Origin of the sequence: Stenotrophomonas sp. SKA14 (assembly GCF_000158575.1) — a bacterium.
Taxonomy (GTDB): Bacteria; Pseudomonadota; Gammaproteobacteria; order Xanthomonadales; family Xanthomonadaceae; genus Stenotrophomonas; species Stenotrophomonas forensis.
In genome coordinates this window covers 2,487,887-2,502,945 of record NZ_DS999412.1, presented here as the reverse complement: position 1 = coordinate 2,502,945, position 15,059 = coordinate 2,487,887, and the positions used below count along the sequence as shown (strand labels likewise).

Below are 15,059 nucleotides of genomic sequence, written 5' to 3'. Positions count from 1 at the left end.
GCTCCATCGCCCCCTGTTCCCCGGCGACCCAGATCATCGCGGTAACCATACCAGCACCGCCATGCGGTTATCACCCTTGGCGTGACAGTTCTTCACGCTTGGCCGCACGGGCCGCGCGGCAACGCGCTGTCATTTCCACGTGAACATAATCCTTGATGCTGCGCCAGTTTCCGCCCCAGTCCAGGCCTGCCTGTTCAGCCAGCTCGCCGTACAGGAAGTAACCACGCTTGGTCCACTCGTCGTTCATGTCCCACTGCAGCTTGCCATCCCGGATCGGTGCACTGTCCACGCCCAGCCCATATTGATGGCAGCTCTGCCAGGCGCCGGCACGTGTCGCCTTGCCTCCGGCCATCAACTCGGCCTGCCGCTGCGGACTGCGGTAACCCTCGATCAGCACCATCTCGTAACCGTACTGGCGGCGCATCACCTCATAGATGGCCAGCACGCGCTGCTGCAGATCGGCATCGATCTGATCCCACTTGCGGTCTGCCGTCACGATTTCAGGCCGCAGGCGGCGCACCTCGGCGGTGGTGAAGACTTCCGGCGGCGGCGGCGGCGGCGGGGTCAGGCGCTCCCCCCGCAGCAGCTGGGCGACCATCGAACTCGACTCCGCCAGATCATCGCCGCGAAAATCTTCGAGCACCACCGTCTGACGTGTGATCAATATCACAGTTGGAGGAATCAGCAGCGCCGCTGCCGCAATCGCCATAATCGGCCAATGCCGCCGAAGGGCACTGTGTGCAGCGCCGGCTTCTTCACGAACCCCACTGCGCACCCGGGTAACCCCATGACCGACTTTATCGCTCACCCGACCCGCCTTGCGACGGAATCCGCCCAAGCGGCGCGACAGTGCCTGGCGCAGCGATTCCACGGTCTCGGGAAACAGCAACACCCAGCACACCGCCGCCACAAGTGCGACAACGGCAATGGCAGCAACCACGATTGGCAACACCGGTCCTCCTTGACTCGTCATCTGGTTGACGCCCCACCGCCTTTCACTAAGAATGCGGAAATTCGCTTCGGCAGATGCCGAGTCAAACCAAGGGCTGGATGCACTTGAATAATGGCGGAATCAATCGGCCAAGTCTGCTCTCAGGGGGAGCGCAGGCGAAGGGCCAGGCCCCGAATTCGGGCCGTATTCTGGCAGACATGGAGGGCCGGCAGGCAACCGCGTCCGCTCGTGCTGCGCGCGCGTCGGCCGGTGGCAATCGACGCCTGGGGCTATGGCTGGGCATCGGCGCCGTTGTCGTCGCCCTTGCCGGGCTGGCCGCCTGGGGCTTCTCCGGCAGCAGCGATTATCCGGAACCGAGCGAGTATTCGCTCACACCGGATCCGGCCCATGCCACCGGGCACCCGGACATTCCGGCGGGCGCCCCGCGTGACGGCGCTGCCATGATCGTCGATGCGCCGGCCACCGCCGGTGAGCCGGCCCTGCCTGCACCTGCCGCAGACACAGCGCCTGCATCCGCTGATGCCGCTTCGGTCGCTGCGGCCCCATCGGCGGCGACTGCGGCGAGCGGGGCGGCCGCACGCAGTCCTGCGCCTGCCGCACGCGCTTCGCGTGCCGCAACGCAGAGCGACGCAAAGAGCAAGGGCGATGAAAACCTGCTCGGCACCCTGCTCGGCATCATCAAGGAAGAGGACAAGGCCAAGGCCAAAACGAAGGCCAATGCCCAACCGCAAAGCATGGACGACCTGATCGCACAGATCGAGGCCGACCAGCGCAAGCGCACCGAAGACGAGCGCGCCGCCTTCGAGCGCGTGGCCAGCAAGAAGTCCGCATCGACCGAGTCGAACATCCAGGCTCAGCTGCGTACCTGCCCCAGCCCCGCGTCGCTGAAGGGCGTGGATTGCCGCCGCCGGATCTGCGCAGCGGTGAGCGGCAAGGACCCGGCCTGCCCGGCGATGTAAGCCAGGACCTTGGAGTCGAGCCCTGCTCGACTCTCCCGGTCAGATGGACTGCCGACCCGCCTGCGATTGCGCCATGACCTCAGGCTCGGCCAGTCTCAGCGGATCATTCGGATCGACCTTGCAGGCATCCTCCACCCACTGCGGCCATTCCGGCATGCGGCAGGACAGCAGGACCAGCCAGCGGCACAGCACCAGCGGCAGCAGCAACGGCATCAGCACGAAGCGGGCGCCCAGCATGGCTGGGCCAAGGCTGGCGACCACAAACAGGTAGCAATTGCGCAAGGAAGGATTGACCGAAAGGTTCATCTGCCGGCCCTCGATCGTGTCGACCACGTCCGCCGGCCCTTGCTGCATGTAGCGCCTGACGAATTCCCAGAGTCCCTTGATCGCCTGCTCGTCATCGAAGTAATGGCCCACGGCAAAGGTACGCTGAACCACGCGCTCATCGATGATGCTGCACCGGAGATCGCGCAGGAACGCCTGGCTGGTCCCTCGTCCGATATAGAACACCGCTTCATCCCAAGGCACTGCCACGGCCCCTTCCTTGCCGCCGGTGAAGAAATAGACCATCCGGTTGCGACGATTGAATCGGGTCGGATACCAGACGTACGTAAAGAACTCGTACTTGAGTGTCGTGTGCCAGAACAAGACCGGCGCGCCGATCACACACACGGCCACCATTGCGTACATCACCCAGTCCCAGACGTCGCCCTCAAGATTGGGGATCACCAGCGTGAAGAGAAGGAAAAAGCCGAGCAGGAACAGGCCTATGGTGCCCAGCAGGACCACGGTGGTCGACACCATGCCGCGCAGCCTGAAACGCCGGTCGATCAGTTCGATGTAGGTTGAGTTGAAGCGGACCAGTGAGGCGCGTTCGTCGGGCGCTGCGACTTGGGCTGCATGGACATCGAAACGAGAGCGACTCTCCTCTGGAGAGAGCGGCTGTCCCACGGGAAACTTCTGCATCCATCCGGTGTACATCACCGCATCCTTGACGACTGTCCTGGAGTGCATGTTAACCGCCTCCCGCGCAACAGGGATGGGCCCAGGAGACACGCCGTCGGAGCGCCGGGGCCCTGACCGTCACAGCTAGCCGGTCGACCGCGTGATCGCACACACGATGGCAACGCCCATCACGACACCAGTCGCAGTGCAGATCATCGGCCAAGCCTTGTCCAGGAAACCCAGACGCGGATTGTCGCGCCAATCACGTTGCCATTTGTCTGCTCGGTCGACACTGGCGCCGCCCTCCACTTCGGTCGGCCACGCAGGGATGCGGCTGGTCGTCATCGCCAACCATCGGCCCAAGGCAATGAAGCTGAAAGGCAAGCAAAGAACTACGTGCAACCAAGGCCAGTGAACCAGGCCGGCAAAGGTCCGGACCACGCCAAACACGAATCCCTCTTTCCTGTCATGGATGGGCAAGTAGAAACCCACCTCCCCGCAAAGATGCTCAAGCGCCGCGTCCCCGCCCTGCATGTACATCCGGATGAACTCCCACAACCCCAGCAGATCCGACTGCTCCCCCATGTACTCGTAGCCCAGCGAGAACGTCTCCAGGACGGTCTTGCGGTCATCGGAGAGAAAATGCGCGCGGATGTCGTGGGTTCGCCCTATGGGTGGGGTCGTTGACTCGCCGATGAAGAAGAACAAACGGTCCCAGTCACCACTGGCGACCGTACCGTCCTGGCGGAAGAAGTGCACCTTGCGATTCATGCGATCCAATCGGATCGGATAGTGCGTCCATCGGAAGCACTCGCTTCTAAAGAGCCACACGATGCCGGCAAGAATGAACAGTGAAACGGGCGCAATGAAGAGCCAGAAGCACCAGAGGATCCAGCGTTCGTCCTCCCGGAATGGCTCACCCAGGACAATCAGGTTCACGAAGAGGTAGGACGACGTGGGCACGAACGCGAGTGCGCCCATGACCGAGAGCCAGACATTGAAGCCCTTCACCGGGTACCAGCGATCCACCAGCTCGAGGCAGGTCGAGCTGAACCTGATCACGGACAGCCCGCTCCGTGCGGGCACTCCTACTGAGGCCGAAACGTCCAGTCGCTGATCTTCCTCAGCGGCCGTGAGGGGACGATTGACCGCAAAGCGAAGATTTCTGGTATCGATTCCAGCGTAGTCCATTACCTCACCACTCCAACCCAGTCCATGAACGATCCTACTGCAACAACGTGGTGTCGTGCGGCCCTGCGACATGCACGGGAACGTTGCCGCCGGTGAGCGCTCCTCCCGCCTCGCTGTCGACCGACTCCGCCATTCGAAACAACCCCAGCACAGTGATGCTCATGCCCAGCAGCGTCATGGGCTTGCGTCAGCACTATTCCGGGCATAGCCTCGATGGAGCTCGCATTCAAAGCAAATGTCGCTGCATGCAGACCCAACAGGATCTCCGCCTTACTGAAGGCGCCCTGCCCCCTGATGCAACTCCGCAGGCCTACTCCGTGCGTGACGTGATGCGCCTTGATGACGAGGCCATGGTCTGGTCGGAAAGCAATGCTGCTTCGCGGATGGAATCCATCATGCCGGTCGCTGCACTGGTGATGCTGTGCATGGCCATCGGCCTGGGTTACATGGGGGTGATGGCGGCGCTTGAACCCACAGAAAGCATGGGAATGCGTGTGTTCGTATCGGCGAGCGCGGGCCTTGGGGTCGCGGCACTCGCAGCAGTCGCCTTTCTCTGCGTCAAATTGAGTATCGGCAGCAGACAGAGCGACCTGTACTTCTTCCGCAGGACCCGGAAAGTCTTCTGTGTTGTCGACGGCAAGCAATGCCTGTTGGACTGGAACAACGTCAGGCCCTATGCCCGCGTCGGCCACGGCTCGGCCCAGCCCGGGGCGCCGCTGATGATGGCTCTCGACCTCATGGAGATCTATCCTGAGACTCCTGAACTGTGGCGCCTGCGCTTTACTGTCGATGGCCCCCTTCCAGACCGGGAGGCCTGCCAGCAGGCATGGGAGCTGATCCGGCGCTATATGGATGAAGCGCCCGAAGCGATGCCCCCCACTTTTCTGGTTGATCCATCGCACTGGACGACATCCTTGCTGGAGCGGGGACCGCTCTCTGCCGGTGGCGCGGGCAAGGAGATGATTGAACGCATCCGCGCCATGAACTGGAACGTCTTCGCTGTCCCGCAGTATCTGGGGAACGTACTGCTATGGCTGATCTTCTGGCCAGAACCCTTGTCACAGATGCTCTATGCCCGGTTCAAGCGCCCCGTAGCGCCACCCATGGACCTTTTTGCCAGCAACTCGACGCGCGGCAGCAGCGAGCACTACTCCATCCTGCGCTCCAGCCCGGAAGACATTGCCGGAAGGAGAAAGGCTGCCCTCCAGGTCGCGGTGGTGTGCAGCTTGAGTTGCCTTATCAGCTTGATTGGCTGGAGCTTCATCATCTACTCGCTTGTTTTCCTGCGCAGCTGACAACGCGTTCTCTGCCTGCTGCTGTCCCTCATCAGTACGTATCCGATTGCACAATGACGATTTCTTTTGGAGACCTTTTCTACATTGCGCTGTCCATTGGACTCATCGCGCTCCTTGCGCACTCCATCTATCACTACCTTGGCCGGTTTAACGGCTGGCAGTCCAGGAGCAAGCGATGGCTTGCCATCAGTCCGCTGATTGCGGGCATCGCACTGGTGCTTTTCACTGTGATCTTTGTCAGCACGAAGTGAGATGGCGGGGAATCTGAGCGCCCGTGATCTCTGGCTGGCCAGGTACGCGTAAGACCGTCATGCGCCGAGATGCGGATGCAACGTGACACAGGCAAGGCAGATGCCCAAGCTTGCCCGCTGTCAATGCGGATGGCGGGGCACGTCGAAACCCTTATCTGCGCCGCTTCGTACCACCCGCCCCCGGCTTCTCCAGGCTGAGTCGCTCCCTCAGAGTAGCGTCAGTGAATGGACCGGCCCCCACTGAATGCAATACTTCAGCCGGCCATCGCGGCTTCCGCTGCAACCGATAACTGACGTAGCGGTTCAGTCCGATGTACGCAGTCAAGGGCAGCGCGATCAGGCTGATCGTACCCAGCAGCCACATTGCCGGCCCCTTTTTCCAGTACTGATGGGAACCCGGGCCGATCAGAGGCTGCGCAATTGTCAACGCCTCGCCCAGGCTTACCGCAAAATCCTGAAATCGCGACTCACCGGGCGTCCAGACGGGACCGACACCCCCCATCATGCGGCGTATGTACTCCCAGCGCTCTACAGGGCCGGACTGGTTACCAAAGCCAAAACTCGGGCCAACGCCAACACGTTGGATTTCCACCGGGCTACCGGGGCGATCCGAGATCGTAATCACCAGGCTCGCTTCTCGGCGAGGTACTTGGCCGGTAAAGATCGTATAGCTGACAACCTCCGCGCTTACGCACTCCCAGTCGTAAGACTGCACTTCGCAACGAGGTCGCGCAAAAATATTCCAGCACCACTGCCACCAAGGGAGCCCAATTGACTTGAATATGTGGACCTTCCTTGCGCGGCAATCAAACAAAACGGGCTCGGCCCGATAGCCGACCCAGTCGCTCTGTATAAGCGCCAGTACAATCAAGAGCAAAACCAACTCAAGAACTGCCACCCAACTGAAGCCCATTACAAACAAAGAGATGTAAAGACCAAACCCTACGGTGAATAGGCCAACCCAGCCTCCGCTGCTGGCATAACCGCGCATGGCACTCATCTGATCGACAAACGAGATCCCAAACTCGTAAACGTCGAGGACACCCCCATTCGTGGAAGCTCGCGAAGATGCTTGGTGATTCCTCTCGGGAAGCTTCAGCGCAGAAGACGGCACAGCTGAATCATCCCGCATCGCGCACCAATTTGCAACGTAATGGCCTCCCCCGCACTTAAACACGACCTGAGCGTCGCAGTCGAATGTTGAACTCTAGTGCGGATGTCATGGTGAGCAATCAGATGCAGCGGATTGCCATGCTCGCCTTTTCTCAGTGCAGTGGAGGGCGAAGCTAAATCGTACTGCACCGTGCATCCGGAAATCAGCGTCAATTTATCCAAGATAAGTGAGATTTGCGAATATCAGCGCTTCATTTTCCATCGATTGGCGAAGATTCAAAATCCAACATTCAGTGCCCACCGGATGCATACTTGGTCCATGGCGCTTCCTGGGCGCCGCGAACCTCTATATGGTCTGCAAGTGACATCCGCATCGACTCCTTGTTCTTCCCGCTGCCGCGCGGCCTGCGGCCCTACCGGGTCGCAGGCGCGCACGACGATCACCCGGCCCGCACGGTCGCTTCCAGTTGAAGGTGCACGCGCTCGCTACATCAAACGCTGATTGAACCCTTCTGGAGTTGCTCACGCACCTCGTCATTGCGAGCCTTCGCGGCCGCAATCGACTCCTTCCAAAAGCGCTCCATCTCATCCACCCGCCCCCCTTCTCGATTCACGCGCCCATACACAGCAGGCGCACGGAGCGGAGGCGCTCCAGAATTTGCAGAGGCTCCATGTCTTAGCACTGCCGCAGGCCAAACCGGCTTACGGCACAGTTTCATCGCAAGGAAGCGGAACAGCGCCCAAGGCACCGTCAGTGGAAGCGCAATCAACATCAAACCTTCACCTGCAGATGACACGTGGATGATGAACGCATTGCGGAAACTGGGCTCAACCGAGGTGTAGAGCTGCAGCGGCGGGAAAGGCAGTGCGGAACGCCCCTCTTCCATGAAGCGCCGGATCATTTCCCATTGTGCAAGCGTAATCGCAGGATCACGACCACTGTCAGACCCAACGGCAAAGGTGTGAACGACTTGATCGCCGCGCATCACCAAGCCTCTCAGATCATAGGTATATCCTTCGCCAGGCCCCATTGGCTTGTCCCTGCCGATAATAAATTTTACGTCCTGCCATGACGCCGAAACTACTTTGGCGCCTTTACCAGTAAACACATGGACCTGTTGTGAAATTCGATCAAATCTTACTGGATAGTACTGATATCGCAGAATATCACGCAACAGCAACTTCCAGAAGACGAATGCCAGGAATCCGAGAACCACAGCGATCAAGCCTGCAATCGCATATGTATCGCCTGATGCGAGCGAACCAACTCGATCGACCAAGGACATCGTTGCATGCAAGATTGCCACAATAAATATAATGCCAAGCGAAATAAACACACTGGCACCCATTAACGCCCACCCTCGATATCGAAAGTGACGATCTACATACTCAATACAATTATCATCAATGTATATTATCCCCTTATCGATCGGGGTGAACGTGGACGAGTCAAACTGGCGCAGATCTGCGCGCCTCTCATACTCGGTCAATGGACGATTATTGCGATACCGCTGGGCTAGCCAACCTGCAAACTGACTCACTTCTCACGCTCCCGCAGGAAGCATTGCGCTGTATGCCTCACCCTGCGCCTCAGGCGACTCGAACCTACCATGCTCATGCACTCCAAACGGCGTCATATCAAGCCACCTCTCAACCTTGTCATCACGAATAAGATTAATAATCCACTCGCCCAACATGCTTATCAACCCTAGCACCAGAAGTACAATGAAGCCCACACCCGCCGTCATGGCACCAACGAACATGAGATAGGCCACCACCGCGCCTGCAACAGCCGTTGTTCCGTAGAAAACAGCCATCGGAATATCTCCGGACTTTATTGACTCATACGCCTTCCACCCATCAACAACAGCGCCTAGTAATCCACCGACTGTGCCCAGCAATTTGCCGAGAAAGCCCACAAGTCCCGCCATGTTTGTGACTTCAATTGCACCAAATCTGATCTCGGCCGCCAAAGCCGTTCTTCCCCACGACGTCTTGGCCAAGGCCATGCCCGTCAATTCAACACTGGTACCCGCAAATCCGACGAGTGCAGAAGCAAGACTCAATTGCCTACGACCAGCCGGCCCCTCCTTCTCCACATCCAACTTGCCGTACGAATCCGCAACGTTCCAAGCGTCCAGGATCAGTCCGACAACGCCCAAGCGCACGTCCAAGCTGACATGCGGAGCGGTGTACTGCGCGGCGCGATTCCTCACCAGCGCCCTCACTTGCTCTTCGCTCATCAGCATATTTGCCATCGCCCCCGGCTGTCCATTCCGGACGGCCGCCATCGCCTCCTTGTCCCAGAAAACGGCCCACTCAAAGACCTTCCTACCCCGGGCGTTGCGATCACCTGTAGCTACGCGTGCGCCGCTACGCTCACTGAGCTCCTGACGGAGATGCTGATCGACACGCGCCCTCAGCTCGCGCTTGTTTACTCCGACCTGCCCTTCGCTAAGCGCTTCTACCAGGAAGTGCGCCATTTCACGCTCAGACGCACGAATACCAACCCTCTGAATGCGCTTTCCGGAAAGCACCCCGAGGAGGCCAACCAAATTATTTCTCGTAGCGGCAGAGATGGATATGTTCACTCCGGCTTTCACGATTGCCGATCCGGCTTTTGACAACGCCGTGACGATCACTCCAGAAGTCTTGAAGACAAGTCCCGCAACCAACCCCAAACCGTGTTGGAGTTCCTGAGGCCGGCTGCCTCCGCGGTCCAAAACATGCCCGTAGGCCTTGAAGATATTTGACCACGCCCCAGCATTGTCTGCGTTGCTCAGGAAAGTTTTTGACTCCCTTTCGATCACGTCTGCGGCGATCTTGTCATTCAGGGTCAACGCTCGAACCGTACAGTTTTTGATGTCCTGAAAACGCCCAGCCAGATCTGCAAGGACTGCACCTTGCACACAGTCGAAGCCAACGACGCCATCAAGCGTGCTGTCTACGATTTCAGTCAATCTCATGGAACTGTAGGAAAGCTCGTCATGGTGGTTGCATGCCAACCATGTTCTAAAACCATCATCCTTGTACCAGAGCACAAAGCTCTGGGCGATCGGAGTCAAATGAGTGGAGGTAAAGCGCTCCATTTGCGGCACCAAGTTGGTATCGAACTGGTCAAGCTTTTCCTGGCTGTAGTCATCCCGATATCGGTCCCACGCGGAGTCCCTGGCATCTCTATCTTCTTCAGCAGTCAGCTCCTCACGCATCTTCGTGATGCCCGCAGCATAGAGCTCCATTGCGGCGCGGCCAGTGTAGGCACTGGCGCGAACCTTGCTTAGTTTATCGGCAGCCGCCTGATCCTCGATCGCCTGCCGGATACCGCGAATGGCGACAGACGTGGCGTGTTTCCAGGCCCTGTCATCCTCTTCCTCAAACTCCCTGGTTTTCTGCCGGATCAGGGCTGAGAGCTCCTGCGTGAGTCCGGCAGGATCATTCAAGGCGAGCATCATTGGACGAGAGTCGGCCGCACTCTTTGCAAGCCAAGCTTCCATTCCAGGAACATCCTGCTTGCACCTTACAAATGGCACAAACGAGAAGGAGAAGCCGGGGTTAGCATATACCTCAACCGACTCAAGCGTTCTTGTAATTATGTCATCTGCACCTTGGCCCTGTGCCTTAGCTGGTGGCGCAGGCGTGACCGGCGGCAACAGAGGGATCGTCACCTCCTGCTGCTCGCGGATTTTTCTGCCGAATTTGAATTCGCTGACCAACGCCAGGGCACCGCTGACACTTCCTGCATGGTCCAACGCTTTACCCTTGAGCCACGCCTGTACGTCAACGCAACGCATGTGCTTCTTGCGCTCACCCGAGCGACGATTTCGCTCCAGTATTTCCTTGGGCCACGGAGCTTCAGTGAAGCCGAACCAGACTTTTCCGGCACGCTTCGGATCCGGAATAGTTACGAAACGAGCAACCTGCGAGTCAGCCATTCGAGCACAGGTTGGCTGAAATTCTTCAAGCGGTGGGGGCGCAGCATACGGGTCGAACTCCAGCAGGTAGGAGTCACTGGTGATCTGGTAGCCCTTCCACTCCCCACGAACTTCGTTGAACACGTAAAGGTAGCCCTGGCGAGCGAGCCGGAGGGTATAGCGCGCTTCGTTCGGAGGCAGGGCAATACTTGTAACGTCCTTGCCGAAGGCTCCGCCCAGAGCAGGACCCTGCCACATCTCCTTCACGTCGGTACGGCTGATCGCGTATCGCAGCGGGAGAATCGGCAGGCCGACCTGATCACAGATTTCACATTTTTTTGCAGGGTCGCACGACTGCGTCGGCTTCTTATCCATGCTGCCAAACTCCTTGATCCTGCTGCTTCAACGGTGGCTCGCTCTCATCATCTTCAAGCGCGGCTGTGACAATGCTTCTGTATGCACCGGGCTCAAGGCGAGCTATGCGGATGGCTTCCTGGTACATAGGCGCTTCATGAATTCCTGGCGGCTGCGTGATCGAAACGAATGCAAATGCCTCCTGGTCATCGGCATCGGACAATCCGAGTGCGTCGGCACTCAAAATTTCGTCGTATACCTGCTTGGAGACACTGTGATCATCGATCCCATGGTCTACGCGGAGCAGCCTATCAATCACTCTATTGATAGATGCCAACGAGGAAATGGCATGCATCTGGCCTGGCGCGAGAGGCAATCCATCATTGCCTGTTCCTCTGCTTTCATAAGTACGCCAGATGTCTCTTTTTGCGCTTGGAGCTGTCCAGGACTGAACAGGCCCCAAGAGGGCATCCAATTGCGAGGTGGATAGAATCCAAGTCAACGCACTCCAGACGCGAGGGTCGTAGTACCTGAACAACATGCGCTCGCCATCTACCTTCCTCACTAGTCCGCGCGCGAGTTGATTTCGGACGTGCTCCGGTCCCGCATCGCTGACCAGCAGGGCAGAGAATGGGACCCTGTCATGTTCCCGGGCGTAGTGGACAGTTTCATCCAGAGCTGCAAGGCGGGTATCGGCAGACATTTCGCCCAGTCGCAGCAGATACGGGAACAGATGCTCCTGCCCTCGTAGTTCCTTGGGCACGATTGGTTCGCACGGCCACAGTTGGGCAATTCGGCGATCAATCTGCAATGGGTTGATCAGCGCGTACTGGTGGGCCTCGAACAGGCGATGGTCGAGTTGCATCAGTCAGCCACCGAGCGGAACCAGGCCAGCGCCAGACTTTTCGGCGGCTCGCACTCGGAACTCACACGCCTTGTGTGTACCAGTCGGCATCTTCGCCTCCCCCCCCACACTCGCCGGCCCCACCCAATCCCGCTGGCTGGCCTTGAACTCCACCTTGCCCGGCGCGCCCAGCTCGATGTTGTCGCCCTCGATCCGGATATAGGCCCCTGCCGCCGTCGCCAGCAGATGCTTGCTCGGTGCCGACAGCTGCACGTCCGCCTCGGTACTGGCGATGCGTACCTTTGTCTTGGCCGCCACGATCATCTGGTTCTTGTGCGCACGCGCGCTCACCTTGCCCTGCGCGGCGTGCAGCGCGATGCCGCGCTCCTGGTTCGGGCTTTCACCGCTGGGCTGCACGCCGGCGGTGTACAGCACCAGACCGCCGGCCACCGCCATCGTCAACGAGCCCTGCGTCATCCAGTTCAGTGCCACGCCGCTGGCCAGCGTGGTGTGGGTGCCGCTGACCCAGACCTGGTCGGCCGGGGTCAGGCTCAGCACGCCGGCCACGCCGCTGCCCAGCAGCACCGGTGCACTCCAGCCCGGTGCTTCACCTTCGCCACCGGCGATGCTGCCGGCGGCACTGCCGCTGTGGGTGGCGCGCAGCGTCTCCTGCAGCTCGGTCAGGGTGGTGTCCACCGGCAGCTCGGTCGGCTCGCCGGGCAGCTGCGCCTGCTGGTTGGCGGCCGATTCGGCCAGCTGCTGCAGCAGCTGCTGGCTTTCCTGCAGCTGGCTCAGCGCCTGCGGCGCGGCCATCTGCGGCGTGCCCTGCTCGGTGGTCAGCAGCAGGCCGCGGCCGGCGCGCAGTGCGCCCTGGGCCTGGGTGGACAGCTCCACGCCGAATCCCCGCTCGCCTTCGCGCACATTGTCCTGGCCGCCCTTCAGATGCCCCAGGGTCAGCGTGGTCTCGTGCTGGGTGGTGGACAGCTGCGCGCGGCCCTGCCCGGGCGTGTCGTCGAAGCGCAGCTGCTGGTAGCCGCCGGTACCGCCTTGACTGTCGGCCAGCGCCTGGCTCTTGAAGCCGGTGTACACCGCGGCGTGGTCGTTGCCCTCGAACCAGGCGGCGGCGTTGCCGGTGGCGGTGGCGCCCCCGCCGTTGATCTGGTTGTGCTGTGCGTCCTGCTGGCCGCGGCCGTTGTAGACCGCACCGACCACCACCGGGCGGTCGATGTCGCCTTCCAGGAACGCCACCAGCACTTCCTGCCCACGCCGCGGCAGCACCACGCCGCCCCAGTTGTCGCCGGCCCACGGGGTCATCACCCGCACCCAGGTCCAGGCGCCGCCATTGGCCGGTGCGTTGTCGTCGCCGCCGGGATGGGCCAGGCCGCTGCTGGCGTTGCCGCCGCGCTGCCACGGGAACTGCACCTTGATGCGATGGTCGCGGTCGGACAGCAGCGGGTCGCCGTCGCTGACCACGATCGCGCTGAGCGTACCGGTGATGGTCGGCCGCGGATGCAGGTGCGCGCCGTGGCCGTCCTCGGTCTGTGGCCGGTAGTTCACTTCGGCCGGGATGGCGACGAAGCGGTTGTCGTAGAACGCAGTGGACACCTCGCCCGGCGCCTGGCCATAGGCCAGCCCGGACAGCGCGTCCGGCAGCGCCGGCACGGCCACGCTGGACGGACCCAGGGTCTGTTCCAGAGCGTCGAACACGTCGGCATCGAGGTTGTTGCGCGCCTGGTGCAGCACCGACAGGCACAGGAACTGTGCGTCCTCGCCGACCTGCGGGTGCTGCGACAGGCCGAAGCGCGCACCGGGCGCCAGTGCGCGCCATTGGCCGGCGCCATCGATGGTATGGGCGCGCACGCGCAGCGCGTCCAGATGCTGCTGCGCGCGGCGCTGGCCGCGTGCGTTGTCCTGCCAGCCATACGGGCCGCAGGTATCACGGTCGACAATGCCCAGGTCGTTGCCCTGCCCGGCCTCGGCGCTGGCCTGGCGACGCTCCAGGGTGCGGTAGTCCCAGGTCGTACGCTCGACCTTGCCCGGCCGCCAGCGGTGCGCGGCGGACCACTGCTGCACGCTGTCGCTGCGCTCGCTCTCGTCGCGGCGATGGAAGCGCACGCGGCCCAGTTCGGTGGTGTCGTTGCCGTGGTCGGCCAGCACCAGGGTGTGCGTGCCGAAGTCCGCGCCGCCGGGCTCGCCGGCATGCTCGAACCAGTAATAGATGCCTTCCTCGGCCAGCAGGCGCTGGACGAAGGCAAGATCGCTTTCCTGATACTGCGTGGTCAGGCTGCGCCGCGCGTACTGGCTGGCGTCACCCAGCGACCAGCGCCAGGCCGGCGCCAACCCGCTGTAGTCGGCGAACAGGTCTTCGACGATCTCGACCACGGTCTTGTCGTGGAAGACGTAGCTGTCCACCCGCTGCGACAGGAACGCCAGCCACGGCTGCAGGCGCAGCCGATAGCGCGCCAGGCCGCCATTGCTGCCCAGCCGCTCGGCGGCGGTGATGCGACCGTGCAACGGGCGCAGGCTGCCGTCGGCCTGCTGCAGCTGCAGCAGTGCGCCCTGCCCGATCAGCGGCGCCAGTGACAGGCCGGCATCCAGCGACAGTGCGGTGATCGTCCACTGGAAGCCGATGCCGTCGATCTGCTCGACGCCATCGAGGGTTTCGGCCACCAGCACATCGCTCCCCAGCGACGTGTGCAGCCGCAGGAAGCGCTGGGCGTGCGAAGGGCCGGCCAGCGCGGCCCGCAGGTTGTTTACCAGATCCATGGTGCTTCCCCTACTTCCCGTGCCTCAAGGTGGTCTGCATGCGGCATGCGCATCGGTGTACTCCGCTTCCCGCGCCCGCGCGGCCTGCGTCCCGACCGGGGCGCAGGCACGCACGGCCATCAGGCAGCCTGGACGATCTCTTCCAGCTGCAGGCGCACGCCCTCGCTGATCTTCAGGCGGTAGTCGCGCCCGCCGGCGGTGATCTGTAGTTCGCGTACGTTGCTCACCAGCTGCGGCTTGCCGACCACCGGGGCGTCCATGTGGATGCGCCAGGAACCGCGGCTGATCTGTGCGGCGATGTTGCGGGCGTCCTGGCGGGCCGCCGGTACGGCGGTATCCAGCAGTTCGATCACGTGCTCCGGGCGCAGCCGGTTCCAGGCACGCACGCGGTCCAGTTCACGGCCCAGCCCCAGTTCCAGGCTGTCGCAGTGGTTGAGGGCCGCTTCGCGGTCAAATCCATAGAATTCCATCAGCGTTC

The 15,059-nt window shown here is 61.3% G+C and carries 13 protein-coding genes; 3 read left to right on the top strand and 10 right to left on the bottom strand.

The genetic code is table 11. The features are described 5' to 3' along the window. Nucleotides 1-70: 70 nt before the first annotated feature. The gene (locus SSKA14_RS11405; RefSeq protein WP_232281381.1) at nt 71-952 is read right to left on the bottom strand and encodes a M15 family metallopeptidase; all 882 of its coding nucleotides are present in this window, start codon (nt 950-952) and stop codon (nt 71-73) included. Nucleotides 953-1,149: 197 nt separating this feature from the next. Between SSKA14_RS11405 and SSKA14_RS11400 the strand changes: the two genes are divergently transcribed. Continuing rightward, a complete protein-coding gene (locus tag SSKA14_RS11400; RefSeq protein ID WP_008268684.1) occupies nt 1,150-1,911 on the top strand; it encodes a hypothetical protein in 762 nt (253 codons plus the stop codon). Nucleotides 1,912-1,950: 39 nt separating this feature from the next. On the opposite strand, the gene SSKA14_RS11395 is transcribed toward SSKA14_RS11400, so the two are convergent. The 3 genes from SSKA14_RS11395 to SSKA14_RS23810 all read right to left on the bottom strand — a co-directional run bounded on the left by SSKA14_RS11395 (nt 1,951) and on the right by SSKA14_RS23810 (nt 4,225). Beyond that, nucleotides 1,951-2,892: a DUF6708 domain-containing protein gene (locus SSKA14_RS11395; protein WP_050413368.1), complete on the bottom strand. Its 942-nt coding sequence runs from the start codon at nt 2,890-2,892 to the stop codon at nt 1,951-1,953. Nucleotides 2,893-3,000: 108 nt separating this feature from the next. After that, nucleotides 3,001-4,047: a DUF6708 domain-containing protein gene (locus SSKA14_RS23040; protein ID WP_050413367.1), complete on the bottom strand. Its 1,047-nt coding sequence runs from the start codon at nt 4,045-4,047 to the stop codon at nt 3,001-3,003. Nucleotides 4,048-4,081: 34 nt separating this feature from the next. Further along, nucleotides 4,082-4,225, bottom strand: coding sequence for a hypothetical protein (locus SSKA14_RS23810; protein WP_008266683.1), 144 nt, complete (start codon nt 4,223-4,225; stop codon nt 4,082-4,084). A 67-nt stretch (nt 4,226-4,292) separates the two neighbouring features. Here SSKA14_RS23810 and SSKA14_RS11385 point away from each other — a divergent pair, with 67 nt between their 5' ends. Continuing rightward, entirely contained in the window at nt 4,293-5,342 is a 1,050-nt protein-coding gene (locus SSKA14_RS11385; RefSeq protein ID WP_040007512.1) for a hypothetical protein, read from the top strand. A gap of 53 nt (nt 5,343-5,395) precedes the next feature. Next, the gene (locus SSKA14_RS11380) at nt 5,396-5,593 is read left to right on the top strand and encodes a hypothetical protein (RefSeq protein ID WP_040007510.1); all 198 of its coding nucleotides are present in this window, start codon (nt 5,396-5,398) and stop codon (nt 5,591-5,593) included. A 151-nt stretch (nt 5,594-5,744) separates the two neighbouring features. Here SSKA14_RS11380 and SSKA14_RS11375 read toward each other — a convergent pair whose 3' ends face one another. From SSKA14_RS11375 to SSKA14_RS11350, 6 genes are all read right to left on the bottom strand, one after another. Beyond that, nucleotides 5,745-6,584, bottom strand: coding sequence for a DUF6708 domain-containing protein (locus tag SSKA14_RS11375; RefSeq protein WP_157635937.1), 840 nt, complete (start codon nt 6,582-6,584; stop codon nt 5,745-5,747). Nucleotides 6,585-7,197: 613 nt separating this feature from the next. Next, entirely contained in the window at nt 7,198-8,247 is a 1,050-nt protein-coding gene (locus SSKA14_RS23805; RefSeq protein WP_157635936.1) for a DUF6708 domain-containing protein, read from the bottom strand. Between the two features lie 3 nt (nt 8,248-8,250). Continuing rightward, the gene (locus SSKA14_RS11365) at nt 8,251-10,992 is read right to left on the bottom strand and encodes a T6SS effector BTH_I2691 family protein (protein WP_008268645.1); all 2,742 of its coding nucleotides are present in this window, start codon (nt 10,990-10,992) and stop codon (nt 8,251-8,253) included. Beyond that, nucleotides 10,985-11,836 (bottom strand): DUF4123 domain-containing protein, encoded by an 852-nt coding sequence (locus SSKA14_RS23385; protein WP_008268340.1) that lies wholly within the window; start codon nt 11,834-11,836, stop codon nt 10,985-10,987. Before SSKA14_RS23385 ends, SSKA14_RS11365 begins: the two co-directional genes overlap by 8 nt. 3 nt (nt 11,837-11,839) lie before the next feature. Further along, entirely contained in the window at nt 11,840-14,581 is a 2,742-nt protein-coding gene (locus SSKA14_RS11355; RefSeq protein WP_008264638.1) for a type VI secretion system Vgr family protein, read from the bottom strand. Between the two features lie 119 nt (nt 14,582-14,700). Further along, nucleotides 14,701-15,051, bottom strand: a complete 351-nt coding sequence (locus tag SSKA14_RS11350) for a hypothetical protein (protein ID WP_008268344.1) — start codon at nt 15,049-15,051, stop codon at nt 14,701-14,703. Between the last annotated feature and the right edge of the window lie 8 nt (nt 15,052-15,059).